Genomic DNA, 24,560 nt, shown 5'->3' with positions numbered 1-24,560 from the left:
GCCATGCACCTGCTCAGGACCCAGCCCGGCGGTTTCGTGTCGGATGACAACATTGCCGACCTTGGACAAACCCCCGCCGAGCTGGTGATCCTGTGCAGCGGCGATTCCAGCCTGGCGCTGCTCGCCGAAGCGGCGCAGCAACTGCCTGAGGATTACCCGAGCCTGCGCCTGGCCAATCCGATGCAGGTGCAGAATCACGCCTCGGTCGATCTGTATGTCGATGAGGTGCTACGGCACGCCAAGGTCATTCTGATTTCGTTGCACGGCGGCATCGCCTATTGGCGTTACGGTGTCGAGCGTCTGGTGGAATTGTCCGAGCGCGGCGTGCAGGTGATTCTGGTACCGGGGGATGACCGTCCCGACCCGGAACTCAGCGACCTGAGCACCGTGCCCGCCGAAGATCGCGACCGTCTCTGGCAGTTTTTGCGTCAGGGCGGCATGGGCAATGCGCAGGGCTTCTTCCATTGCCTGGCCAACCGCTGGCTGTCGCGCGACTACACCTGGGGCGAGCCGCAGGCGCTGCCGCGTACGGCGATTTACCACCCACAGAAAAACACCGCCGCACTGAGCGACTGGCAAGCCGATTGGCTGCCCGGTCAACCAGTGGCGGCGGTGTTGTTTTATCGCTCGCATTTGCAAGCGGCGAACACCGCGTTCATCGACGTGTTCTGCCAACGCTTGCAGGCGGCGGGGCTCAATCCGTTGCCGATCGCCGTCGCCAGCCTGAAAGAACCCGGCTGCCTGTCGGTGGTCGAGGACTGGCTGGATGAGGTCGAAGCTGCGGTGATCCTCAACACCACCGGCTTCGCGCAATCCAGCCCGGAAGCGCCGCACCTGCGGCCGTTCCGGCGCAATATTCCGGTGATTCAGGCGATCTGCGCCCAGGACAACGAGCCGGGCTGGCGTGACAGCGAACAGGGGCTGGGGCCACGAGATCTGGCGATGCACATTGCCTTGCCGGAACTCGACGGGCGCATCATCAGCCGGCCGATCAGCTTCAAGGATCTGGCCTGGCGCAGCGAGCGCAGTCAGTCCGACGTGGTCTGCTACCGGGCGCAACCCGAGCGCATGGATTTTGTCGCTGAACTGGCCCGACGCTGGAGCGATCTGGCGCGGTTGCCGAACGCGGAAAAACGTATTGCGCTGATCCTCGCCAACTACCCGACCCGCGATGGTCGGATTGGCAATGGCGTCGGTCTCGACACGCCGGCGGCGGCATTGAATATCCTGCGCGCGTTGCAGACCGAAGGCTTTCCGTTGACGGCTGAGTTGCCGGACAGCGGCACCGCGTTGATCCAGCAATTACTCGGCGGAGTCAGCAACGACCTCGACAGCATCGACCTGCGTCCGTGTCAGCAAAGTCTGGCGATGGACGCCTACCTGGCGATGTTCAATGCGCTGCCCGAGGCCAATCGCGCGGCCGTGCTGGAACGCTGGGGCGCGCCGCAAAACGACCCGATGTGCCGCGACGGGCGAATGATGATCGCCGGGCTGCGTTTTGGCCTGACCTTCGTCGGCATTCAGCCGGCGCGCGGTTATCAGGTCGATCCAAGTGCGGTGTATCACGACCCGGATCTGGTGCCGCCGCACGGCTATCTGGCGTTCTATTTCTGGCTGCGCAACACCTACGGTGCGCACGCGGTGATTCACGTCGGCAAGCACGGCAACCTCGAATGGCTGCCGGGCAAGGGTGTCGGCCTTTCGGAAAGTTGCTGGCCGGACGCGCTGCTCGGGCCGCTGCCGAACATCTATCCGTTTATCGTCAACGACCCGGGCGAGGGCGCGCAAGCCAAACGGCGCACGCAAGCGGTGATCATCGACCACCTGATGCCGCCGCTGACCCGCGCCGAAACCTACGGCCCGTTGCGCAATCTGGAACTGTTGGCCGACGAATATTACGAGGCACAACTGCTCGATCCGCGTCGTGCGCGAGAGTTGCAACGCGATATTCTGCAACTGGTGCGCGAGACGCAGATCGATCGCGAACTGCAACTCGACGCCGGTCTGGACAGTGACGCCGACGCCGCGATCTGGCTGCCGCGGCTGGACACCTACCTGTGTGATCTGAAGGAATCGCAGATTCGCGATGGCCTGCACATCTTTGGCGAATCGCCGACCGGACGTTTGCGCATCGATACCTTGCTGGCTTTGCTGCGCATTCCGCGTGGTGACGGCAAAGGCGCGCAGTCGAGTCTGCTGCGGGCGTTGGCCAAGGCCTTCGAGCTGGGGTTTGATCCGCTGGATTGCGCACTTGCCGACCCGTGGAACGGCCCGCGCCCGGCGGAGCTGCAAAGCGTCAGCGACGAAATCTGGCGCACCGCCGGTGACACCCGCGAACGCCTCGAACTGTTCGCCACCCACCTGATCGCCCAAGCACTGGGCAGTCCCTGTGGGAGCGAGCCTGCTCGCGAAGGCGGCGCGTCAACCAACGCATCGTTCACTGATACACCGCCTTCGCGAGCAGGCTCGCTCCCACAAGGGGCGTGTTGGGCTGAAGTGAGCGCGATCATTGAAAACCTGCGCGAAGTCATCGCCCCACGCCTCGACGCCTGCGGCCCCGCCGAAATGCGCGGTCTGCTCGACGCCCTCAACGGCCGCTTCGTCCCCGCCGGCCCAAGTGGCGCGCCCAGCCGTGGCCGTCTCGACGTGCTGCCCACCGGGCGCAACTTCTACTCGGTGGACGTGCGCAACCTGCCGACCACCACCGCGTGGCGCATCGGCTTCCAGTCCGCCACGTTGATTCTCGAGCGGCATTTGCAGGATCACGGCGATCACCTGCGTCAGCTCGGCCTGTCCGTGTGGGGCACCGCGACCATGCGCACTGGCGGCGACGACATCGCCCAGGCCATGGCGCTGATGGGCGTGCGCCCGGTGTGGGCCACCGGCAGTCAGCGCGTCGATGATTTCGAGATTCTGCCGCTCAGCCTGCTCGACCGGCCACGGGTCGACGTCACGCTGCGGGTCTCGGGTTTTTTCCGCGATGCTTTTGCCAACCTGATTCGTCTGTTCGACGCTGCCGTGCAAGCGGTGGCGGCGCTGGACGAACCGGATGACCTCAACCCGCTGGCGGCGAAGGTGCGTGCCGAGCGCGAGGCGCTGTTGCAATCGGGGCTGGATGCCGACGCGGCGCGGCGTCAGGCCGGCTGGCGGATCTTCGGCGCCAAACCCGGTGCCTATGGTGCGGGCGTACAGGGCGCGATCGACGGTCGCTTGTGGCAGAGTCGTGAGGATCTGGCCGAGGTCTACCTGAACTGGGGCGCTTACGCTTATGGTGGGGCGGATGAGGGCACCGCTGCGCGCGAACAGTTCGTCCAGCGCCTGAGCCAGGTGCAGGCGGTGTTGCAGAACCAGGACAATCGCGAGCACGACTTGCTCGATTCCAACGACTATTACCAGTTTCAGGGCGGCATGCTCGCGGCGGTGGAAACCCTGCGCGGGGAAGCGGCGGCGAGTTATCACGGCGATCACAGCCAGCCGGATCTGCCGAAAGTCCGCACCCTGAAAGAAGAACTCAATCGGGTGATCCGCTCGCGGGCGGCCAATCCGAAGTGGATCGACGGGGTCAAACGTCACGGCTATAAAGGGGCGTTTGAACTGGCGGCGACGGTCGATAACCTGTTCGCCTTCGACGCCACCACGCAACTGATCGACGATCATCAGTATGCGTTGCTGGCCGACGCCTATTTGCTCGACCCGGCAACCCGCGATTTTGTTCGTGAACACAATCCGCATGCCCTGCGCGACATGACTGAACGCATGCTGGAAGCGCAACAACGTGGGATGTGGCAGGAACCCGGCGTGTATAAAGAAGCACTGGAAAACCTGCTGCTGGATATAGAAGAAGACACCTGACATACCGCCTCACGCTGTGGGAGCGAGCCTGCTCGCGAAGGCGTCGTGTCAGACAGTATTTTTGTAGCTGGCACACCGCTTTCGCGAGCAGGCTCGCTCCCACAGGGATCAACGTGGCTCCCAACGATTTTCGAAAGATCACCGACCATGACCGAGTATTGAAGATGACCGACATCCCGCATTTCCCGCTCTCCGCCGTGGTCGGCGCCGATGACTTGAAACTCGCGCTGTACCTCACTGCCATCGACCCGAAAATCGGTGGTGTGCTGATCGAAGGCCCACGCGGAATGGCCAAGTCGACTCTGGCCCGTGGCCTCGCCGATCTGCTGGCCAGCGGTCAGTTCGTCACGTTGCCACTGGGCGCCACCGAAGAACGTCTGGTCGGCACCCTCGATCTGGATGCCGCGCTGAGTGAAGGTCGTGCGCAGTTTTCTCCCGGCGTGCTGGCCAAGGCCGACGGCGGTGTGCTGTACGTCGATGAAGTGAATCTGTTGCCCGATCATCTGGTTGATCTGCTGCTGGATGTGGCGGCCAGCGGCACCAACCTGGTCGAGCGTGATGGCATCTCGCATCGGCATTCGGCACGGTTTGTGTTGATCGGCACAATGAACCCGGAAGAGGGCGAGTTGCGCCCGCAGCTGTTGGACCGTTTTGGCCTGAACGTCGCCCTCAGCGGTCACACCGCGCCGACTGAACGCGGGCAGATCATCCGCCGCCGACTGGATTTCGACAGCGACCCGCAGGCGTTCTGCGCGCAGTGGGAAGCCGAGCAGCAAGCGCTGCGCGAACGCTGCGAACAGGCGCGCTGCGCCTTGGCGCGCATTGCGCTGGATGACGATGCTTTGGCAAGCATCACCGAGCGCTGCTTTGCCGCCGGCGTCGATGGCTTGCGTGCCGATCTGGTCTGGCTGCGGGCGGCCCGTGCGCACGCAGCATGGCGCGGCGCTGCAGCGATTGCCGAGCAGGACATCGACGCCGTGGCGGAATTTGCCCTGCGTCATCGCCGTCGTGAGTCCACTTCGCCCAGCCTTCAACCACCTGCGCAGAACCAGACCAGCACCCAGGCTGAACCAAGCGAGGGGCAGGGGCAATGGGGCGACATGCCTGCTCCGGCGCTGACGACTGGCGCACGCCGCGAAGTGCCGAGCTGGCCAAAAAAGTAACCGGCATTCGTCCCCGATCCGACGCGGGGGCGAATGCCAGACCCCGCGCCGGACGACTCGACCACGGACGCCAGGGTAAGCGCCACGCTGCGCGCAGCGGTCTGGTGAACTGGCCGGGGACGCTGCTCAACGGCCGGCCGCAAACCCGTGAGGACTTGCAGTTCCAGCTGCGCACTCGTGCTCCCCATGAGTTATGGCTGGTGATCGTCGATGCGTCGGCTTCGACGCGTCGGCATCAGGCACTGAGCGATGCCAAGGGTTTGCTCGCGCAATTGTTTGATGATGCGTATCGACAAAGGGCGCGACTGGCCTTGCTGACCGCCAGTGGCAGCGCGCCGCAATGGCAGGTGCAAGGATTGAAGGCTTCAAGTGGCTTGCGCACCTGGCTGGAGACACTGGGCGCGGGCGGCGGCACGCCATTGGTGGCGGCGTTGACGCAGGCGCAGCAATGGCTGATGCAGCGACAAAAGCGTTTTCCGGCCGAGCAGCAACGCTTGTTGCTGGTCACGGACGGACGTTTGAAAACCTTGCCACCGCTGCTGCCGCTGGAGTGTCCGGGGTTGCTGATCGACATCGAGCGGGGGCCGATCCGTCTGGCGCGGGTGCGGGAATTGGCGGCGGTGCTGAATGCGGAATATCGGCATATCGATGATGTGTGAAGTCTGAGCGGGCCTCTTCGCGAGCAAGGTTGGTGAACACCGCTTGCTCTGTGGGAGCGAGCCTGCTCGCGAAGGCATCGCCTCGGATCATGCGGGATCACCAAAAATCGCAGCGCTGCTCTATGCTCCACCCAGCCCAATCACAAGGAGTGAATCATGCGGGTACTGGTCGCCAATCCTCAGGACGATTTTCGCGTCAAAGCCTACGCCGGCACCAACGGCGTGCTGCTCGCCATGGACCTGGCTGAACCGCGACGCAAAGGCTTGCTCGGGTTTGCCATCGAAAAGCAACAGGGCGACAAACCGTGGTTGTTCCTGTTCAACAGCTTGACGTTTCCCGGCAAGGCTCACACTTTTCCCCAATATCACGCCACGCCCAGTGATAAGGCACCGCTGCAAAAATTCCGCTGGGCCGATTACGCCGTCAACCCGGGCACGACCCTGCACTATCGCGTGCACCTGGCCTACGGCACGGCGGACGCGCCGCTACTGGGCGAATCGCTGGAGCTGAGCATCACCAGTGACGACGGCCACCCGGCCAATCAGAGCGTGATCTTCAATCGCGCCGTGGCTGCCAGTCAGGCGTTTCAGCGCAAATTTCCCGACCTCGACGCACAGATCAGCGCCAACAAGAATCTGCCCATCGAAGCCTGGCCCGGCGCGGCGCGCCTGTGGCTGGAGAACGGACTGCTGGAGCGATTGCTGGGCTTCATCGAGCGGGCTGTGGACGCGCAGTGGGCGTTGGACATTGCGATCTACGAGTATCAGTTGCAGGCGATCATCGATGCCGTGAACGCGGCGTTCGCGCGGGGGGTGCAAGTGCGCGTGCTGTACCACGCCCAGCCTGATGATTCCGATACGACCCTGAACGAAGCGAACCTTGCCCAATTACCAGCGGCGAACAAGCGGGGCCGGGTCACTCACAACATTTTCCACGACAAATTCATCGTCCTCAGCCGGGTCGATGGCGTCGGTCAGCGTCAACCGCAGGCGGTGCTGTGCGGCAGCACCAATTTCACCGCCAATGGCGTGTATCGCCAGGCCAATGTGGTGCATACGCTCGACGATGTGACGATTGCCACTGCCTATCTGCAAACGTTCGATGAGGTCTGGGCCAACCCTGCTGATGTCGCAGCCACACGCAACTGGATCACCGAACACAACCCGATGGATCCTGCGCAAACGCTGTTCGCCGGGTTCTCACCACGCAGCGGTGGTGCCGACTTACGCGAGTTCGTCGAGATCATCGAAGCGGCGAAAAAGGATGTGCTGTTTGTCACGGCATTCACCTTGCCGGACGCGATTCTCAACGCGCTGCTTGGTCAGCCCCATGACGACATTCTGCGTTACGGTCTGCAGAACACCGCCAGCCGCATTACCGGGTTTCACGCCGATCGCACCGCCGAATTCGCCGCCACAGCGTTGCTTAACACCGGTCTGGAAGGCTGGCTCAAGGAAAACATGAAAGGTCAGAAGGGCAACCTGCTGGTGCACACCAAAGCGGTGGTCGTCGACTTCACCAGCGACAGGCCGACGATTATCAGCGGCAGCCACAACCTCAGCACTTCGGCCAGTAACGGCAATGATGAAAACTACCTGATCATTCGCGGCGACACCGATCTGGCTGATCGCTATGGTCTGGAATTGCTGCGGTTTTATGAGCATTACCGCTTCCGCTATTTCGCGAAAAAACTCGAGCTGAAGCAGGTGAGTCCGTTGGCGCTGGATGACAGCTGGACCAACGATTACTACGTGGCGGGGGATTTGCGGCAATTGTCGCGGTTGCGCTTTGCCGGACGATGACAGCCACTGTAGGAGCTGCCGAAGGCTGCGATCTTTTGACTTTGTTTTTTAAGGTCAAGATCAAAAGATCGCAGCCTGCGGCAGCTCCTACAGGGGGGGCAGTGGTCGTTGATACAGATTTTGAAATGATTTCGCTCTGTAGGAATTGTCGTCAGAGCCTGTACGCTCCAAGGCCATTTTTCATTCAGGATTTGCATGAACACCCTCTTGGAGCCTCCCAGTCGTACCTTCTCCTCGCGCCATGGCGCGGTCTTGACGCACTCGCAGCATCCGGTTTTCCGCCTCCCGACTATCGTTGACAACGCGGCCTCAGAGCCTTCGCGTTGCACTTTGCCGTGCCCGGCAGCCTGAATTCACTGAAGAGAGATCGAGACATTTTATGGAATGGTTAGCGGATCCCACGGCCTGGTTAGGCTTGTTGACTTTGATCGTGCTGGAGCTGGTGCTGGGTATCGACAACCTGGTGTTTATCGCGATCCTGGCGGACAAACTGCCGCCGCATCAGCGCGATCGTGCGCGGATCATCGGCCTGTCGTTGGCGCTGATCATGCGTCTGGGCCTGTTGGCGAGCATTTCCTGGCTGGTCACCCTCACGCAGCCGTTGTTCGAAGTGTTCGGCAAGAGCTTTTCCGGCCGTGACCTGATCATGCTGTTCGGTGGTGTGTTCCTGCTGTTCAAAGCCACCATGGAGCTGCACGAACGGCTTGAAGGCCACGTCGGCCAGCGCTCGACCAACGCGGCTTACGCATTGTTCTGGCCGATCGTGGCGCAGATCGTGGTGCTCGATGCGGTGTTCTCGCTGGACGCGGTCATTACCGCCGTCGGCATGGTTGATGAACTGGCGGTGATGATGATCGCGGTGATCATTTCCATCGGTTTGATGATCGTTGCGAGCAAGCCGCTGACCCGCTTCGTCAATGCGCACCCGACGGTGATCATGCTGTGTCTGGGCTTTCTGATGATGATCGGTTTCGCCCTTACGGCCGAAGGCCTGGGCTTCCACATCCCGAAAGGCTATCTGTACGCGGCCATTGGCTTCTCGATCCTGATCGAGGTGTTCAACCAGATCGCCCGGGCCCGCCGCAAACGCTCGATGCAAGGCCTGCGCCCCCTACGTGAGCGCACGGCCCATGCTGTGATGCGCTTGCTGGGCGGGCGCAAGCTGGAAGTGGAGGAGGTCGGCGAGGAAATCTCCGACCTGCTGGATGACGGCGAAGCCCCGAGTGCAGAACTGTTCGACCGTCGCGAGCGGGTGATGATCAGTGGTGTGCTGCAACTGGCCGAACGCCCGATTCGTAATCTGATGACCGTACGCGCGGACGTCGACACCATCGATCTGGCTGACGACGCCGAGACGATTCGCACAAAATTGATGCACTCGTCGTATTCACGTCTGCCGCTGATTCGCAACGGTGCTGTGGATGAACCGTTGGGCTTCGTGCACAAGAAGGAATTGCTCAAGGAGTACCTGAGCGGCATTGAGCCGAACCTGGAACATCTGGCGCGCAAGACCATCAACTTGCTCGACAGCTATTCGATCCTCAATGCGCTGGAGCAGATGCGCGCAGCGTCGACCCACATTGCTTTTGTGGTCAACGAGTTTGGCGATTTCGTCGGCGTGTTGACCATGACCGACATCCTCGAATCGATTGCCGGCGAACTGCCCGATGCCAGCGAAATAGAAGGCCCGGACGTGATCGAGGAGCAGGGCGGTTTTGTCGTCAGCGGCGCGTTGAACTTGACTCGCGTTCGCCAGCGCACCGGGTTTGGCGCCGAACCGACCGAGGACTATCAGACCTTGGCCGGGCTGGTGATGAGCCTGCTGGATCGCTTGCCGATGATCGGCGATCGGCTGCAGTACGCAGGCTGGCAAATGACCGTCAAAGCCGTTGAGGAACGACGGGTGACGCAGGTGTTGCTGGTGCGCGATTCTGCGTAAGGCAGCAGCCTTGCGCTGACGGTGCCGGTCCCTGCGCGGGCAAGCCCGCTCCCACAGTGCACGCGTCGTACACGAAATGTGTGAACAGCGTTGACCCCTGTGGGAGCGGGCTTGCCCGCGAAAGCGATGTGTCAGACGCCGTAACGATTACGGGAAATGCACTGCCTCAAATCACCCGCCGATGCGCACGCGTGATTGTGCAGAGCCTGCTCAATGTGCGGCGCAACCACGGCAGGTCATGTCGTGGTTTCTGCTGCACCACCGGTGCCCTGGTCCTGCCAATATGCCGGTCAAAGTCCGCCGCCAGTGTTTCCTCTGTGCCGATGCCCTTGAGCTTCTTCAGCAACTTGCCGTTCTTGTAGAACAGCACCGTCGGCGTGCCGGTGACCAACGGATGGCGCGGCGACTCACGGGTGTTAAGCATGTAGATATTGGCGCGATGCCGGTACGGCTCGGCAATCTGACGAAAAATCGGCCCGGCGAACTCGCAGGCGGGGCAGTGCTCATTGGCGAAGTACAGGATCACCGGACGCCAGGTTTTCAGGGCTTTGCGATAAACCGGGGCCAGATTGGAAATGGTATTGGCAGCGCTCATTGAGAACTCCTTTTCAACGACCTCGAAGGTTCGATGACGTTAAAGAAGGGTGCAGAACCGGTCTACTGTCAGAAATTACAGGTGGCCCGTGGAGTCGCGAGATTTTTCCCACTTTTATGAAGGACCGTCCTGACACGAAACCCGGAAATGTGGAATGACGGGAAGTGATACCTTTTTCACTCATCCGAAAACGGAGGTGGGACTTATATCGTTCTTTATGTCGTAGCGAGAATTTCTGAATTGAAACGAAATCCCATTGCCACCGTCGCCGCTAGTGACAGTAAAACTGTCGTAGTCCTTCATCGGATCGAGCCCGTTTTCAATTGCGCGTCTGAAAAGGAGTATGAAGCGATAATGGACAAATTAGAGGATCAGAAGCTGATCGCGTTGTGTGAGGAGCGAGAAAATGATCCCTTTTTTAAAGTCTCGCTAGATGACCTATGAGACAAATCCGAACTTCAATCGCATTGCACCGAATCTGCTCATCCGTGATCCATCTGGGAACCGGCTACTCGCTATTTGTAGCCTAAGGTAGCGCAGCCCATCAGTACCCGCACTCGGCTCCATTTTTCGCGTTTCCCGCATCTCTTTGATTTCAAAAACATTTCAATCCTATAAAGATTCCCCGCCATTCCTATGGCACACTTTCTGCTGTCTATTCCGTAGTAACAAACCGTGTTCCGTTATAGCGGAATAAACATCATCCTGGAGTGCTTGCCATGCATCGCCGTCCTTCGTTGTTCAAAGCGTGTGTTTTTGTTCTTGCGGCTTCGTCCGCTGTCATGGGCATGGCCCAGGCAGCCGACAGCAAACTCGACAGTGTTCTGGCCCGGGGCAAGCTGATTGTCGGCACCGGCAGCACTAATGCGCCGTGGCACTTTCAGGGTGCGGACGGCAAGTTGCAGGGCTTTGATATCGACATCGCCAGGATGGTGGCCAAGGGTTTGTTCAATGACCCGAACAAGGTCGAGTTCGTCGTGCAGTCGTCCGATGCGCGGATTCCCAATCTGCTGACTGACAAGGTCGACATGAGCTGCCAGTTCATCACCGTCACCGCCAGCCGTGCGCAGCAAGTGGCGTTCACCCTGCCGTACTACCGCGAAGGTGTCGGCCTGCTGCTGCCGGCCAACAGCAAGTACAAGGAAATCGAGGACCTGCAGGCGGCCGGTGACAGCGTTACTGTGGCCGTGCTGCAAAACGTCTACGCCGAAGAACTGGTGCACCAGGCGCTGCCCAAGGCCAAGGTCGATCAGTACGACAGTGTCGATCTGATGTATCAGGCGGTGAACTCCGGCCGTGCCGATGCCGCGGCTACCGATCAGTCGTCGGTCAAGTACCTGATGGTGCAGAACCCTGGCCGCTACCGCAGCCCGACCTACGCGTGGAGCCCACAGACCTACGCCTGCGCAGTCAAACGCGGCGATCAGGACTGGCTGAACTTCGTCAACACCACTCTGCATGAAGCCATGACCGGCGTTGAGTTCCCGACTTACGCGGCATCCTTCAAGCAATGGTTCGGTGTCGACCTGCCGTCGCCGGCGATCGGTTTCCCTGTCGAATTCAAATGATCCCGTGAGAGTGGGGCGCCTGCACGCGCCCCGCTCAAGGTACTGCTGACCATGAACTATCAGTTGAACTTTGCTGCCGTGTGGCGCGATTTCGACACCTTGCTGGCGGGGCTCGGTCTGGGTCTTGAACTGGCGCTGGTGTCGATCGCCATCGGCTGCGTGATCGGCCTGCTGATGGCGTTTGCCTTGCTCTCGAAGCATCGCGCCTTGCGGGTGCTGGCCTCGGTGTACGTCACGGTGGTGCGTAATACACCGATTCTGGTGTTGATTCTGTTGATCTACTTTGCCTTGCCGAGCCTGGGGATCCGTCTGGACAAGATCCCGTCGTTCATCATCACGTTGTCGCTGTATGCCGGTGCCTATCTGACCGAGGTGTTCCGTGGCGGTTTGCTGAGCATCCCCAAAGGCCAGCGCGAAGCGGGGCTGGCGATCGGACTCGGTGAATGGCAGGTCAAGGCTTACGTGACCGTGCCGGTCATGCTGCGCAACGTGTTGCCGGCGCTGTCGAACAACTTCATTTCGCTGTTCAAGGACACATCGCTGGCCGCCGCAATTGCGGTACCGGAGCTGACCTATTACGCGCGCAAGATCAACGTTGAAAGCTACCGGGTGATCGAAACCTGGCTGGTGACCACGGCGTTGTATGTCGCGGCCTGTTACCTCATTGCCATGCTGCTGCGTTACCTCGAGCAGCGTCTGGCGATCCGCCGATAGGAGGCTGCGATGTACGAATCTCCCAGTTGGTTGCATGAATTGTGGGTGGCACGCGAGACGTTGCTGCAAGGCTTCCTGACCAGTGTGCAGGTGTCGGCATTGGCGATTCTGTTCGGCACGCTGCTCGGGGTTGTCGCCGGTCTGGTGCTGACTTACGGCAAGTTCTGGATGCGCGCGCCGTTCCGTTTTTACGTTGACCTGATTCGCGGCACGCCGGTGTTTGTGTTGGTGCTGGCCTGCTTCTACATGGCGCCGGCGCTCGGTTGGCAGATCAGCGCGTTTCAGGCCGGTGCGCTGGGCCTCACGCTGTTTTGCGGCTCGCACGTTGCCGAGATCGTGCGCGGTGCCTTGCAGGCCTTGCCGCGTGGGCAGATGGAAGCGAGCAAAGCGATTGGCCTGACGTTCTATCAGTCCCTCGGTTATGTGTTGCTGCCACAAGCGCTGCGGCAGATCCTGCCGACCTGGGTCAACTCGTCCACCGAAATCGTCAAGGCTTCGACCTTGCTCTCGGTGATCGGCGTCGCCGAACTGCTGCTCAGCACCCAACAGATCATCGCCCGGACCTTCATGACTCTGGAGTTCTACCTGTTCGCCGGTTTTCTGTTCTTCGTCATCAACTACGGCATCGAATTACTCGGCCGGCACATTGAAAAGCGGGTGGCCCTGCCATGACTCAAGCTCAAGTTTCCAACGTTTCAAATGGCCAGCCGCTGCTGGACATCCGTGGCCTGCACAAGCAGTACGGTGCGGTCGAAGTGCTCAAAGGCGTCGACCTGAGCATGCAGCGCGGCAACGTCGTGACCCTGATCGGCTCCAGCGGTTCGGGCAAGACCACCTTGCTGCGCTGCGTGAACATGCTCGAAGAGTTCCAGGGCGGGCAGATCCTGCTCGACGGCGAATCCATTGGCTATGACGAGGTCGGCGGTAAACGTGTGCGTCACGCCGAAAAAGTCATCGCCCGTCATCGCGCCATGACCGGCATGGCCTTTCAGCAATTCAATCTGTTCCCGCATCTGACCGCCTTGCAGAACGTCACCCTCGGTCTGCTCAAGGTGAAGAAAATGCACAAGGACCAAGCCGTCGCGCTGGCCGAGAAATGGCTGGAGCGGGTCGGCCTACTGGAGCGGCGCAATCACTTTCCCGGGCAGTTGTCCGGCGGTCAGCAACAGCGCGTGGCGATTGCCCGGGCGATTGCGATGAACCCGAGCCTGATGCTGTTCGACGAAGTCACCTCGGCCCTTGACCCGGAGCTGGTCGGTGAAGTGCTGAACGTGATCAAGGGCCTGGCCGAAGACGGCATGACCATGCTGCTGGTGACCCACGAAATGCGTTTCGCCTTCGAGGTCTCGGACAAGATCGTTTTCATGAATCAGGGGCGGATCGAAGAGCAGGGGCCTCCCAAGGAGCTGTTCGAACGCCCGCAATCACCGCGTCTGGCTGAGTTTCTCAAGAGCACGCGGTTCTAATTTTGCTATGTAATCAGGAGAAGTACCCATGAGCATTACTCGATACGGCACCGGCAGCACCGCCGCTGGCGGTCAGCCACGTCCCTTCGCGCGCGCCGTTGAAGCGGACGGCTGGCTGCACGTGTCCGGCCAGGTGCCGGCAGTGGACGGCGAGATCATCGTTGGCGGCATCGTCGAGCAGACCCACCAGACCATGAAAAACCTGATCGCGATTCTCGAAGAGGCCGGTTATGGCCTGGAGGATGTGGTGCGGGCCGGGGTGTGGCTGGACGATCCCCGGGATTTCAGCAGTTTCAACAAGGTTTTCGGCGAGTACTTCAAACCTGAACACGCCCCGGCGCGGGCCTGTGTGCAGGCGAGCATGATGGTCGATTGCAAGGTCGAGATCGACTGCATCGCCTACAAGAAAAAGGCCTGATTGTCGTCGGCTCTTGTAGGAGCTGCCGAAGGCTGCGATCTTTTGGCAATTTTGGATGCACCACGAAGGCAAGATCAAAAGATCGCAGCCTGCGGCAGCTCCTACAGAGGCATTTTGAGTGAGTACTGACATGACCGAAGACACCATCAAACGCCGGGCCCGTGGTCTGGACCGGGCGTTCGATATCCTCGATTTCCTCAAGGAGATCGGCCAGCCGCTGCGTCCGAATGACATCGCCAACGGTATCGGCAGCCCGAAATCCACGGTTTACGAACTGGTGGCGTCGCTGCTGGAACGACGGATTCTGGAGCCGGTGGGCAAGGACGGGCACGTCTATCTCGGTCGCCAGTTGTACTTCCTCGGGCAGGCGCACCTGCGCCATTTCGACCTCAGCCGCGAGGCCGATCATGCCTTGCAGGATATCGTCAGCCAGACCCGGGAAACCGCGCAGATGTGCCTGCTCAACGGGCGCAAATACACGGTGGCATTGATGAAGGAGGGCGAGCGGCATTTCCGCATTTCGTCCGACATCGGCGAAAACGCGCCGATCCCGTGGACTGCATCCGGACGCCTGCTGCTGGCGCATTTGAGCGACCAGCAGATCATCGACCTGATCGACGAGGACGACTACATCCTGCCCGACGGCGAACGCCTGCCGCTGGAGCGCTTTCTGGCGGAAATTCGGCAGGCCGGGATCGACGGTTTCTTCTCCTTCGACAGCGTGGCCGACACCTTCACCCATTGCTTCGCCGCGCCGGTCAAAGACCCCAATGGTGTGGCCATCTGCACCCTGTGCATCGTCGCCCCACGGGCCGATGCGAAAAACAATTACGACGACTATCGCCGGGTGCTGATCGAGAGCGCCAACAGCCTCGCCCGGCGTATCAACGAATAACCGCGGCGGCCTGCGGCCGCGACTGAATGCGAGGAGTTTGACCATGACGACTGCCATCAATACCGCTGTGGAAAAGGGCGCCGCTGCCATTGGCGCGCACCTTGTGCGTGACGTCAGCCTGCCGGCGCTGGTGCTGCACCGCGAGGCGCTGGAGCACAACATTCGCTGGATGCAGACGTTCGTCAGCAACAGCGGCGCCGAACTCGCGCCCCACGGTAAAACCAGCATGACCCCGGCGCTGTTCCAGCGTCAGCTCGACGCCGGCGCGTGGGGTATCACCCTCGCCAGCGCCACCCAGACCCGCGCCGCGTATGCCCACGGCGTGCGGCGGGTGTTGATGGCCAACCAACTGGTCGGCACGCCGAACATGGCGCTGATTGCCGATCTGCTGGCAGACCCGGATTTCGATTTCTACTGCATGGTCGATCACCCGGACAACGTCGCCGATCTCGGCGCCTACTTCGCCTCGCGCGGCGTGAAGTTGAACGTGATGATCGAGTACGGTGTGGTCGGTGGCCGCTGCGGTTGCCGCAGCGAGCAGGAAGTCATCGCGCTCGCCCAGGCGATCAACGCGCAACCGGCGCTGGCCCTGACCGGCATCGAGGGTTACGAAGGGGTGATCCATGGCGATCACGCGGTTAGCGGCATTCGTGAATTCGCCGCGTCGCTGGTGCGGCTGGCGGTGCAGTTGCAGGACAGCGGCGCGTTTGCCATTGCCAAGCCGATCATCACCGCCTCGGGTTCGGCGTGGTACGACCTGATCGCCGAGTCGTTCGAAGCGCAGAATGCGGGCGGCCGCTTCCTCAGCGTGCTGCGCCCGGGCAGTTATGTCGCCCACGACCATGGTATCTACAAGGAAGCGCAGTGCTGCGTGCTGGATCGTCGTAGCGATCTGCACGAAGGATTGCGTCCGGCGCTGGAAGTCTGGGCCCACGTGCAATCGCTGCCGGAACCGGGTTTTGCGGTGATCGCCCTCGGCAAGCGCGACGTGGCGTTCGATGCCGGTTTGCCGGTGCCGCTGCTGCGGTACAAGGCCGGTGTGGTGCCGGCGGTCGGCGATGACGTTAGTGCGTGCAAAGTGACGGCGGTGATGGACCAGCATGCGTTCATGACCGTGGCGCCGGGGGTTGAATTGCGGGTGGGCGATATCATTTCCTTCGGCACCTCGCACCCGTGTCTGACCTTCGACAAGTGGCGGGTGGGGTTATTGGTGGATGAGCAGTTGGCGGTGGTCGAGAACATGGAGACTTGTTTCTAAGGCTTGAGACCGCGTTGCGGCGATTCGCTGGCAAGCCAGCTCCCACAGGGATCTCATGAGCTGTGAAGATTGTGTGGGAGCTGGCTTGCCAGCGATGAGGCCGGATCAAACACCACCGAATCAGCAGAGACGCCACCCGATGACCACCCTCAGCCCCCTGGGCCCGAACACCCCGCGCATCGCCCTGATCGGCGAATGCATGATTGAACTCCAGCACCGCGCCGACGGCAGCCTGCAGCAAAGCTTCGGCGGCGATACCTTGAACACGGCGGTGTACCTGTCCCGCGCCCTCGGCGACAACGCTCAGGTCGATTACGTCACTGCGCTGGGCGATGACAGCTTCAGCGATGCCATGTGCCAGAGCTGGGCCGATGAAGGCATTGGCCTCGACATGGTGCAGCGTCTGCCCGGTCGTTTGCCGGGCCTGTACTGCATTCAGACCGACGCCAACGGCGAGCGACGTTTCCTCTACTGGCGCAATGAAGCGGCGGTGCGCGATTGCTTTACCACTCCGGCGGCGGAGCCGATTCTTGCAGCGCTGCCTGATTACGACGTGCTGTATTTCAGCGGTATCACCCTCGCGGTGCTTGGCGCCAAGGGCCGTGAGCGTTTGATCCAGACTCTTATCGAAGCCCGGCAGCGCGATGCGCGGATCGTCTTCGACAACAACTATCGGCCACGTTTGTGGGCGTCACAGGAAGAGGCGCGGGCGGCCTATCGCAGTGTGTTGCCGCATGTCGATCTGGCATTGCTGACCGTCGATGACGAGCAGGCACTGTTCCATTTTGCCGATTGCGATGCGGTGTTCGAGGCGTACGCGCAGATCGGTACGCCGGAAGTGGTGCTCAAGCGGGGTGCCGAGGCGTGCCTGATTCGTTGTGATGGCGAGGCGTTTGAAGTGCCGGCGCAGAAGGTCGAGAAGGTGGTGGACACGACGGCGGCGGGGGATTCGTTCAGTGCGGCGTATCTGGCCAGGCGGTTGTCGGGTGGCAGTCCGGTGGAAGCGGCGCAGGCTGGGCATTTACTGGCGAGTCGGGTCATCCAGTTCCCGGGAGCGTTAATCTCTAAGGACTGACAACTATCCCTGTAGGAGCTGCCGAAGGCTGCGATCTTTTGATTTTGCTTTTTTAAGATCAAAAGATCGCAGCCTTCGGCAGCTCCTACAGGGAAACAGGGCAATCAGGTCGATCAGGTCAATCGCGGAAAAACACCTGCACCAGGTGATAGCCAAACTTGCTCTTGATCGGCCCATGCACCGTGCGCAACGGTTTCTTGAAGATCACTGCATCAATTGCGCCGACCATCTGGCCCGGCCGCACTTCACCCAGATCGCCGCCGCGCTTGCCGGACGGGCAGGTCGAGTATTTCTTCGCCAGCACATCGAACGCTTCGCCCTTGGCAATGCGTTGTTTGAGCTGTTCGGCCTCTTCGGCGGTTTTCACCAGAATGTGGCGGGCTTGGGCTTTCATCGTGCGATACCTGTAACGGGGTGACGGCGGGGCGCGGGATTATGCCTCAAGTGATGGCGTTTGGTTGATCATCTCGCGGATCTTGTTCGCCAGCACTTCAATCGAAAACGGCTTGGCCACCATGTCCATGCCGTCCTCGAGAAAACCCTGACGCTCGGCGGCTTTCTGCGCATAACCGGTCATGAACAGCACCTTCAGTCCCGGGCGATGCTGGCGGGCGATTTCCGCCAGTTGCCGGCCGTTCATCCCCGGCAGGCCGACGTCGGTCACCAGCAGATCCACACGTAGCTCCGATTCCAGTAGCGGCAGGGCGGCGCTGGCGTCGGCCGCTTCGTGGGCGAGGTAACCCAGCTCCTTGAGCAGGTCGAGCACCAGCATGCGCACCGCCGGGTCATCTTCGACCACGACCACGGTTTCGCCGCAAGTGGCCGTCGGCGCTGCACTGAGGGTTTCCACGACTGGCCGTTCGGGCTCCAGCAGGTTCAGGCGCGGCAAGTACAGGCGCACACAGGTGCCCTGGTTCGGCAGGCTGTCGAGGCTGACATGGCCACCCGATTGCTGGGCGAAGCCATAAATCATCGACAGCCCGAGACCCGTGCCCTGACCAATCGGTTTGGTGGTGAAGAACGGATCGAAGGCCTTGGCGCGCACTGATGGCGTCATGCCGGTGCCGTTGTCGCTGACCGCCAGCATCAGGTAGTCGCCGGCCTTGACCGGTTCGAGGGTGGTGATGTCGTTGCCGTCGAGATAGACGTTGGCGGTTTCGATCAGCAGTTCGCCACCGTCGGGCATGGCGTCGCGGGCGTTGATCACCAGGTTGAGCAGGGCGTTTTCCAGTTGGCTGACGTCGGTGCTGATCGGCCACACATCGTCGGCCAGGCGCAGCGTGAGTTCGATCGGGTCGCCCTTGGTGCGGCGGATCAAATCTTCCAGCGAATGAATCAGTTCGTTGACGTTGAGGGTCTTGCGGTCCAGCGACTGCCGACGGGAGAACGCCAGCAGGCGATGAGTCAGCGCCGCTGCACGGTTGGCCGACGACACCGCCGCTTCGGTGAAACGCCCGATTTCCTCGGCGCGACCGTCGGCGATGTAGCGTTGCATCAGGTCGAGGCTGCCGATGATCCCGGTGAGCATGTTATTGAAGTCGTGGGCGATACCGCCGGTGAGCTGGCCGACCGCTTCCATTTTCTGCGCATGGCGCAACGCATCTTCGGCGCGCTCGCGTTCGAACATCTCGTTCTGCAGGCGCTGATTGGCCTGGGCCAGTTGTTCGGTACGGGCGCTGACCCGTTCCTCAAGGGTTTCATTGAGGTTGCGCAGCGCTTCTTCGGTCTTTTTCCGTTCACTCTCGTCGATCACGAAAATATAGAAACCGTTGACTGAGCCATCGGCGCCGTGGCGCGGCAGGTAGTTCATCAGCGCATGACGGCTGCTGCCGTCACGGTGCGGGGTGTACAGGCTGAACGAGCAGGGACGCCCGGCCAGCGCCTCGGCGATGTACGGCGCGCGCAGGAAGTAGGCTTCTTCGCCGATCACTTCGCGAATGGTGCGGCCATACAATTCCTGAGGCGTGAGGCCGTACCAGTCCAGATACGCGGCGTTGTTCAAGCGGAAGCGCTCTTCGTGGTCGACGTAACTGATGAGGATCGGCATCGCGTTGATGATCAGCTGCAATTCGGTCTGGCTCTGACGCAGCGCCTGCTCGGTGTGCTTGCGCTCGGTCAGGTCCAGCGCGGCGCCGAGGAAACGCACGGGTCGCCCGTGGTGGTCCTTGTAACAGCGGCCACGGGCAAACACCCAGCGCAGTTCGCCGTCGGCTTTGAGCAGCCTGTATTCCTCGGCGTATTCGGTACCGTGGGTGATGCAATGCTTGATGCTGCGGGCGATCAACGCGCGGTCTTCGGGGTGCACCCCTTGCAGGTAATCGCTGATCGGCAGCTGACTGGCCAGCGCCGGATCGATGCCGTGCAGTTGGGCGAAGTGGGCATCGGCGATGAAGCGGTCTTCACCGATGTCCCAGTCCCAGGTGCCGACTGCATCGGTAGCGGCCAGCGCCAGTTGCAGGCGCTCCTCGGTGTCGCGCTGGGCCTTGAGGCTTTCTTCGGAACGACGTTGCAGTTCAAGGGCGATGCGCCGGCGCTCGTTGGTTTCGATGGCTGTGACCAGAATTCCGGCCACTTGCGCATCTTCATCGCGGATGGGGCTGTAAGTCAGGTCCAGCCAGAAGTCGGACTCCTTGCCTTCGCGTTGCAGGGTAAATCGCCGTTCGCTGTAGGTGCGCACCTGGCCTTGTAGGACGGCTCGATAAATCGGGTCAGTAAAGTCCTGAAGTTCTGGCCATATCAGGTGCGCTGGCTGTCCGAAAGCGTGCGGATGCTTGCTGCCGGCGAGCATCGCGAAGCCGTTGTTGTAGATCTGCGTGAGCTGCGGCCCCCACAACAGCAGCATCGGCATCGGCGAGTGAATCACTATATCCACCGCGGTGCGCAGGCTTTGCGGCCAGGTGCCGGCGGCGCCCAGCGGAGTGCGGGCCCAGTCGATACGGGCGATCAGGGCTTGGGCGTCATCGGGGGTGGGTGCTGCGTTCATCACATCTATCCTGAGCGTCGGTCAGTGCGTTGGCATCTACTATTCTTGCACTTGCGGTAGACGCTGTATGACCCGTTACGTCACGACAGCGGGTCATTTCTGTTCATTGAATGCTTCGCGGGTGCTTATTGCCATGGAAATCGATGCACTGTTGCTCCGTCTGTCGAGCCAGCACGGCTCTGACCTGTTCCTGTCCACGGGAGCGCCACCCAGTGCGCGCATCGATGGCGTGCTGACGCCGTTCAGCGAGCGGCCATTCAAACCCGGTGAGGTCGAGGCCATCGCCAACTCCCTGATGGACGCCGAGCAGCGGCGTGAGTTCGATCGGGAACTGGAAATGAACCTGGCAATTTCCCGCACCGGTGTCGGACGTTTTCGCCTGAACATCTTCAAGCAACGCAACGATGTGTCAATCGTGATCCGCAACGTCAAACTCGATATCCCGCGCTTCGAAGACCTCAAACTGCCGCCGGTGCTGCTGGATACGGTGATGCTCAAACAAGGGCTGATCCTGTTCGTTGGCGCCACCGACTCCGGCAAGTCGACCACGCTGGCCGCACTGATCGACCATCGCAATCGCCACAGCAGCGGGCACATCATCACCATTGAAGACCCGGTGGAGTATATCCATCGACACAAGCGCTCGATCATCAATCAACGCGAAGTCGGCGTCGATACCCGCAGTTTCCATGCGGCGCTGAAAAACACCCTGCGCCAGGCCCCGGACGTGGTGCTGATCGGTGAAATCCGTGACCGCGAAACCATGGAACATGCGCTGACGTTCGCCGATACCGGGCATCTGGTGCTGTCGACGCTGCATGCGCACAACGCCAATCAGGCGCTGGACCGCATCGTCAATCTGTTCCCCGAAGAGCGCCGCCCGCAGTTGCTGCATGCGCTGGGCAACAATCTCAAGGCGTTCGTCTCGCAACGGCTGGTGCGCACGTTGGACGGTCAGCGCCGCGCGGCGGTCGAGGTGATGCTCGGCACGCCGACCATTGCCGACCTGATCCGCCGCAACGAATTGGGCGAACTCAAAGGCATCATGGAGAAGTCCGGCGAGGTCGGCATGCAGACCTTCGACGGGGCGCTGTATGCGCTGGTGGTGGAGGGCGTGATCAGTGAAGACGAAGCGCTCAAGCATGCCGATTCGCAAAATAATCTGCGCCTGCGTTTGAAACTGCATGCCGAAGCGGGCCCGGCGCCCGCGCCTTCATCATCAGGCGATTGGGGCTTGATGGATTAACACCTCACCCCTGTGGGAGCGTTTAGTCCGACAGCTCCGGGCGATTGCGAAACTGCTCCAGCGCTTCAGGATTGGCCAGCGCATCAGTATTCTTCACCGGTTCGCCATGCACCACATTGCGCACGGCAAGTTCGACCACTTTGCCACTGATGGTGCGCGGAATATCGCTCACAGCAACGATCTTCGCCGGCACATGGCGCGGTGTGGTGTTGGCGCGGATCACCTGGCGGATCTGCTGTTGCAGGGCGTCATCCAGCGTCACGCCATCCTGCACACGCACAAACAGCACCACGCGCACATCGTCCTGCCATTGCTGCCCGATCGCCACGCTGTCCAGCACCTGCGGGACTTTCTCGACCTGACGATAGATTTCCGCCGTACCGATGCGCACGCCGCCGGGGTTGAGCACGGCGTCGGAGCGGCCATGGATCAGCATCCCGCCGTGGGGCAATTGTTCGGCGTAATCGCCCTGGGCCCAGACGCCGGGGAACAGGCTGAAATAGGATTTGCGCAGCTTTTCGCCGTCAGGGTCGTGCCACAGACCGACGGGCATGGCCGGGAAGTGCCGGGTGCAGACCAGTTCACCTTTTTCGCCGACCACTGCAACGCCGGCGTCGTTCCACACTTCAACCGCCATGCCCAGGCTCTTGCCCATGATTTCGCCGCGGCGCACGGGCGACAGCGGATTTCCGTTGACGAAACACGAGACCACATCGGTGCCGCCGGACATCGATGCCAGGCACACGTCGCGCTTGAAGTCGCGGTAGACGAAATCGTAGCTCTGCGGCGACAGCGCGGAGCCGGTGCAGAGCAGCGTTTTGAGACTGCTCAGATCATGGCTGTGTGCAGGCTTGATGCCGCTGCTTTCCAGTGTCGCGAGAAACTTGGGGCTGGTGCCGAACACGCTGATGCGCTCGTCGTCGATCAGATCCAGCAGTCGCTCATGGCCGGGGTGAAACGGCGAGCCGTCATACAGCACCACCGCGCTGCCGACCGCGAGGGCCGAGACCAGCCAGTTCCACATCATCCAGCCGCAAGTGGTGTAGTAGAACAAGCGGTCACCGGGGCCGAGATCGACGTGCAGCCCATGCTCCTTGGCATGTTGCAGCAGCACGCCGCCGGTGCTGTGCACGATGCATTTGGGGACGCCGGTGGTGCCGCTGGAATACAGCACGTACAACGGATGATTGAACGGCACCGGGACAAACCGCGGGTCGCCGCCGGGTTGGTAGAAATCGTTCCACAACGTCACGTTGGCACGGGTGTGGAAATCCTCGGCACGGGCCTGCGCGCGAGCGTAGGGCACGATGATCAATTGCTGCAGCGATGGCAGTTGCGCGAGGATTTCGTTGACCTTGGTGGTTTGATCAATGTTTTTGCCGGCGTAACGGTAGCCTGCGCATGTGATCAACACTTTGGGTTCGATCTGGCCGAAACGGTCGATCACGCCGTGGGTGCCGAAGTCTGGCGACGAGCACGACCAGATCGCCCCGAGGCTGGTGGTCGCGAGCATCGCTACCAGGGTCTGCCAGGTGTTGGGCATGCACGCGGCCACCCGGTCGCCGAGGCCAACACCGGCGGCTTGCAGGCTGGCCTGAAAACCGGCGACGTGTTCGGCCAGTTCGGCCCAGGTCAATTGCTCGCGCTGACCGTTTTCCGCCACGGCGATCACCGCGACCGCATCGTCACGACGGCGCAACAGGTGTTCGGCAAAGTTCAGGGTCGCGCCGGGAAACCATTCGGCACTGGGCATCTGCGGGCCTTCACGCAGGATAGCGTCGGGTTGGGTGTGAAAGCGGATATCGAAGAAGTCGACGATCGCCTGCCAGAACGCTTCGCGCTGATCCACGCTCCAGCGGTGCAGGTCGGTGTAGCTGCTCAGTGCCAGGCCATGACGCTGATTGATATCGCGGCGGAACTGATCCATGCGCGATTGGGCGATACGCTCGGCATCGGGTTGCCAGAGGAGGTCGGACATTGGTTTGCCTCTTGTTTTGTTGTTCAAGCACACAGGTCAGCGTGCAGCACTTAATTCTGTGGCGAGGGAGCTTGCTCCCGATCGGCTGCGCAGCAGTCGTAAATTCTCGGGGGCGGCTTCGCCACCCAGCGGGAGCAAGCTCCCTCGCCACAGGCGGCTTGCGTCGTTTACTGCGCCAACCACCCCCCATCAATATTCCACGCAGCTCCCCGCACCTGGCTGCCAGCCTCGCTGCACAGAAACAACACCAGTTCCCCCAGATGCTGCGGTGTGACGAACTCCAGCGACGGCTGTTTCTCCGCCAGCAAATCATGCTGCGCCTGCTGCGGATCGACCCCTTTGGCAGCGCGATCATCGATCTGCTTCTGCACCAGCGGCGTCAACACCCAGCCGGGGCAGATCGCGTTGCAGGTGACGTTGCTGGTGGCTGTCTCGAGGCCAACCACTTTGGTCAAACCAATCACCCCATGCTTGGCCGCCACATACGCAGCCTTGCCGGTCGAGCCGACCTGACCGTGTACCGAGGCAATGTTGACGATCCGCCCCCAACCCTTGGTGCGCATGCCCGGCAGGCTGAGGCGGGTGCTGTGAAACACCGAGGACAAGTTGATCGCGATGATTGAATCCCAGCGCTCCACCGGAAACTCCTCCACGGCCGCCACGTGCTGAATCCCGGCGTTGTTGACCAGAATGTCGACGCCGCCGAATTCGCGTTCGGCGTAAGCGATCATGTCGGCAATCTGCGCCGGATCGCTGACGTCCGCCGGGTGGTGACCGACCTTGCCGCCGAACTGGCCGACCTCGGCGATCACGCTCGACGCATCACCGAAACCGTTGAGAATCAGGTTGGCGCCGGCCTTGGCCAGGCTCAGGGCGATGCCCAGACCGATGCCGCTGGTGGAACCGGTAACCAGTGCAGTCTTGCCCGAAAGAGTCGTCATGAATACC

General features: G+C 61.3%; 19 protein-coding genes. 14 read left to right on the top strand and 5 right to left on the bottom strand.

Annotated features, from left to right (window positions below):
* Positions 1 to 3: 3 nt before the first annotated feature.
* The 5 genes from cobN (at position 4) to ACYZUM_RS12915 (ending at position 9,416) form a co-directional block, all read left to right on the top strand.
* A complete protein-coding gene (cobN, locus tag ACYZUM_RS12935) occupies positions 4 to 3,852 on the top strand; it encodes a cobaltochelatase subunit CobN (protein ID WP_108182844.1) in 3,849 nt (1,282 codons plus the stop codon).
* A gap of 164 nt (positions 3,853 to 4,016) precedes the next feature.
* Positions 4,017 to 5,015: a magnesium chelatase ATPase subunit I gene (locus ACYZUM_RS12930; protein ID WP_108182843.1), complete on the top strand. Its 999-nt coding sequence runs from the start codon at positions 4,017 to 4,019 to the stop codon at positions 5,013 to 5,015.
* On the top strand, positions 4,943 to 5,674 hold the full coding sequence (locus ACYZUM_RS12925; RefSeq protein ID WP_262947920.1) for a vWA domain-containing protein: 732 nt from the start codon (positions 4,943 to 4,945) through the stop codon (positions 5,672 to 5,674). Before ACYZUM_RS12930 ends, ACYZUM_RS12925 begins: the two co-directional genes overlap by 73 nt.
* A 156-nt stretch (positions 5,675 to 5,830) precedes the next feature.
* Positions 5,831 to 7,477, top strand: coding sequence for a phospholipase D-like domain-containing protein (locus ACYZUM_RS12920; RefSeq protein ID WP_108182841.1), 1,647 nt, complete (start codon positions 5,831 to 5,833; stop codon positions 7,475 to 7,477).
* Between the two features lie 379 nt (positions 7,478 to 7,856).
* On the top strand, positions 7,857 to 9,416 hold the full coding sequence (locus ACYZUM_RS12915) for a TerC family protein (RefSeq protein WP_108182840.1): 1,560 nt from the start codon (positions 7,857 to 7,859) through the stop codon (positions 9,414 to 9,416).
* Positions 9,417 to 9,582: 166 nt separating this feature from the next.
* Here the strand turns inward: ACYZUM_RS12915 and ACYZUM_RS12910 are convergent, their stop codons facing one another.
* A complete protein-coding gene (locus tag ACYZUM_RS12910) occupies positions 9,583 to 10,011 on the bottom strand; it encodes a thioredoxin family protein (RefSeq protein WP_108182839.1) in 429 nt (142 codons plus the stop codon).
* A gap of 719 nt (positions 10,012 to 10,730) precedes the next feature.
* Between ACYZUM_RS12910 and ACYZUM_RS12905 the strand changes: the two genes are divergently transcribed.
* The 8 genes from ACYZUM_RS12905 to ACYZUM_RS12870 all read left to right on the top strand — a co-directional run bounded on the left by ACYZUM_RS12905 (position 10,731) and on the right by ACYZUM_RS12870 (position 17,405).
* Entirely contained in the window at positions 10,731 to 11,579 is an 849-nt protein-coding gene (locus ACYZUM_RS12905) for a transporter substrate-binding domain-containing protein (RefSeq protein ID WP_047294802.1), read from the top strand.
* A 51-nt stretch (positions 11,580 to 11,630) separates the two neighbouring features.
* A complete protein-coding gene (locus ACYZUM_RS12900) occupies positions 11,631 to 12,293 on the top strand; it encodes an amino acid ABC transporter permease (RefSeq protein WP_003225455.1) in 663 nt (220 codons plus the stop codon).
* A gap of 9 nt (positions 12,294 to 12,302) precedes the next feature.
* Positions 12,303 to 12,965, top strand: a complete 663-nt coding sequence (locus ACYZUM_RS12895) for an amino acid ABC transporter permease (protein WP_041064595.1) — start codon at positions 12,303 to 12,305, stop codon at positions 12,963 to 12,965.
* A complete protein-coding gene (locus ACYZUM_RS12890; RefSeq protein WP_041064592.1) occupies positions 12,962 to 13,759 on the top strand; it encodes an amino acid ABC transporter ATP-binding protein in 798 nt (265 codons plus the stop codon). The genes ACYZUM_RS12895 and ACYZUM_RS12890 overlap by 4 nt, the downstream gene beginning before the upstream one ends.
* A 28-nt stretch (positions 13,760 to 13,787) precedes the next feature.
* Positions 13,788 to 14,177 carry a RidA family protein gene (locus tag ACYZUM_RS12885; RefSeq protein WP_007912330.1) on the top strand — a complete coding sequence of 130 codons (390 nt, stop codon included), beginning with the start codon at positions 13,788 to 13,790 and terminating at the stop codon, positions 14,175 to 14,177.
* A gap of 130 nt (positions 14,178 to 14,307) precedes the next feature.
* Positions 14,308 to 15,072, top strand: a complete 765-nt coding sequence (locus ACYZUM_RS12880; protein WP_041064579.1) for an IclR family transcriptional regulator — start codon at positions 14,308 to 14,310, stop codon at positions 15,070 to 15,072.
* A gap of 43 nt (positions 15,073 to 15,115) precedes the next feature.
* The gene (locus ACYZUM_RS12875) at positions 15,116 to 16,330 is read left to right on the top strand and encodes an amino acid deaminase (RefSeq protein WP_108182837.1); all 1,215 of its coding nucleotides are present in this window, start codon (positions 15,116 to 15,118) and stop codon (positions 16,328 to 16,330) included.
* Positions 16,331 to 16,469: 139 nt separating this feature from the next.
* Positions 16,470 to 17,405, top strand: a complete 936-nt coding sequence (locus ACYZUM_RS12870; RefSeq protein WP_108182836.1) for a sugar kinase — start codon at positions 16,470 to 16,472, stop codon at positions 17,403 to 17,405.
* Positions 17,406 to 17,523: 118 nt separating this feature from the next.
* On the opposite strand, the gene ACYZUM_RS12865 is transcribed toward ACYZUM_RS12870, so the two are convergent.
* Both ACYZUM_RS12865 and ACYZUM_RS12860 read right to left on the bottom strand, forming a co-directional pair.
* Complete coding sequence (locus tag ACYZUM_RS12865) at positions 17,524 to 17,799, bottom strand: peptidylprolyl isomerase (protein ID WP_003225447.1); 276 nt, start codon at positions 17,797 to 17,799, stop codon at positions 17,524 to 17,526.
* A 39-nt stretch (positions 17,800 to 17,838) separates the two neighbouring features.
* Complete coding sequence (locus tag ACYZUM_RS12860; RefSeq protein WP_108182835.1) at positions 17,839 to 20,388, bottom strand: PAS domain-containing hybrid sensor histidine kinase/response regulator; 2,550 nt, start codon at positions 20,386 to 20,388, stop codon at positions 17,839 to 17,841.
* Positions 20,389 to 20,521: 133 nt separating this feature from the next.
* Here ACYZUM_RS12860 and ACYZUM_RS12855 point away from each other — a divergent pair, with 133 nt between their 5' ends.
* On the top strand, positions 20,522 to 21,634 hold the full coding sequence (locus ACYZUM_RS12855; protein ID WP_108182834.1) for a PilT/PilU family type 4a pilus ATPase: 1,113 nt from the start codon (positions 20,522 to 20,524) through the stop codon (positions 21,632 to 21,634).
* Positions 21,635 to 21,656: 22 nt separating this feature from the next.
* Here ACYZUM_RS12855 and ACYZUM_RS12850 read toward each other — a convergent pair whose 3' ends face one another.
* Positions 21,657 to 23,612: an acetoacetate--CoA ligase gene (locus ACYZUM_RS12850; protein ID WP_108182833.1), complete on the bottom strand. Its 1,956-nt coding sequence runs from the start codon at positions 23,610 to 23,612 to the stop codon at positions 21,657 to 21,659.
* A gap of 167 nt (positions 23,613 to 23,779) precedes the next feature.
* A complete protein-coding gene (gene hbdH / locus ACYZUM_RS12845) occupies positions 23,780 to 24,553 on the bottom strand; it encodes a 3-hydroxybutyrate dehydrogenase (protein WP_041064562.1) in 774 nt (257 codons plus the stop codon).
* Between the last annotated feature and the right edge of the window lie 7 nt (positions 24,554 to 24,560).

This window comes from Pseudomonas sp. m6p (assembly GCF_055760375.1).
This window is presented reverse-complemented; position numbering and strand designations above follow the sequence as displayed.

Bases quoted from the DNA above. Each gene is read 5' to 3' on its own strand.
- cobN (WP_108182844.1), top strand. From the start codon at position 4: ATGCACCTGCTCAGGACCCAGCCCGGCGGTTTCGTGTCGGATGACAAC.
- ACYZUM_RS12930 (WP_108182843.1), top strand. From the start codon at position 4,017: ATGACCGACATCCCGCATTTCCCGCTCTCCGCCGTGGTCGGCGCCGAT.
- ACYZUM_RS12925 (WP_262947920.1), top strand. From the start codon at position 4,943: ATGGGGCGACATGCCTGCTCCGGCGCTGACGACTGGCGCACGCCGCGA.
- ACYZUM_RS12920 (WP_108182841.1), top strand. From the start codon at position 5,831: ATGCGGGTACTGGTCGCCAATCCTCAGGACGATTTTCGCGTCAAAGCC.
- ACYZUM_RS12915 (WP_108182840.1), top strand. From the start codon at position 7,857: ATGGAATGGTTAGCGGATCCCACGGCCTGGTTAGGCTTGTTGACTTTG.
- ACYZUM_RS12910 (WP_108182839.1), bottom strand. From the start codon at position 10,011: ATGAGCGCTGCCAATACCATTTCCAATCTGGCCCCGGTTTATCGCAAA.
- ACYZUM_RS12905 (WP_047294802.1), top strand. From the start codon at position 10,731: ATGCATCGCCGTCCTTCGTTGTTCAAAGCGTGTGTTTTTGTTCTTGCG.
- ACYZUM_RS12900 (WP_003225455.1), top strand. From the start codon at position 11,631: ATGAACTATCAGTTGAACTTTGCTGCCGTGTGGCGCGATTTCGACACC.
- ACYZUM_RS12895 (WP_041064595.1), top strand. From the start codon at position 12,303: ATGTACGAATCTCCCAGTTGGTTGCATGAATTGTGGGTGGCACGCGAG.
- ACYZUM_RS12890 (WP_041064592.1), top strand. From the start codon at position 12,962: ATGACTCAAGCTCAAGTTTCCAACGTTTCAAATGGCCAGCCGCTGCTG.
- ACYZUM_RS12885 (WP_007912330.1), top strand. From the start codon at position 13,788: ATGAGCATTACTCGATACGGCACCGGCAGCACCGCCGCTGGCGGTCAG.
- ACYZUM_RS12880 (WP_041064579.1), top strand. From the start codon at position 14,308: ATGACCGAAGACACCATCAAACGCCGGGCCCGTGGTCTGGACCGGGCG.
- ACYZUM_RS12875 (WP_108182837.1), top strand. From the start codon at position 15,116: ATGACGACTGCCATCAATACCGCTGTGGAAAAGGGCGCCGCTGCCATT.
- ACYZUM_RS12870 (WP_108182836.1), top strand. From the start codon at position 16,470: ATGACCACCCTCAGCCCCCTGGGCCCGAACACCCCGCGCATCGCCCTG.
- ACYZUM_RS12865 (WP_003225447.1), bottom strand. From the start codon at position 17,799: ATGAAAGCCCAAGCCCGCCACATTCTGGTGAAAACCGCCGAAGAGGCC.
- ACYZUM_RS12860 (WP_108182835.1), bottom strand. From the start codon at position 20,388: ATGAACGCAGCACCCACCCCCGATGACGCCCAAGCCCTGATCGCCCGT.
- ACYZUM_RS12855 (WP_108182834.1), top strand. From the start codon at position 20,522: ATGGAAATCGATGCACTGTTGCTCCGTCTGTCGAGCCAGCACGGCTCT.
- ACYZUM_RS12850 (WP_108182833.1), bottom strand. From the start codon at position 23,612: ATGTCCGACCTCCTCTGGCAACCCGATGCCGAGCGTATCGCCCAATCG.
- hbdH (WP_041064562.1), bottom strand. From the start codon at position 24,553: ATGACGACTCTTTCGGGCAAGACTGCACTGGTTACCGGTTCCACCAGC.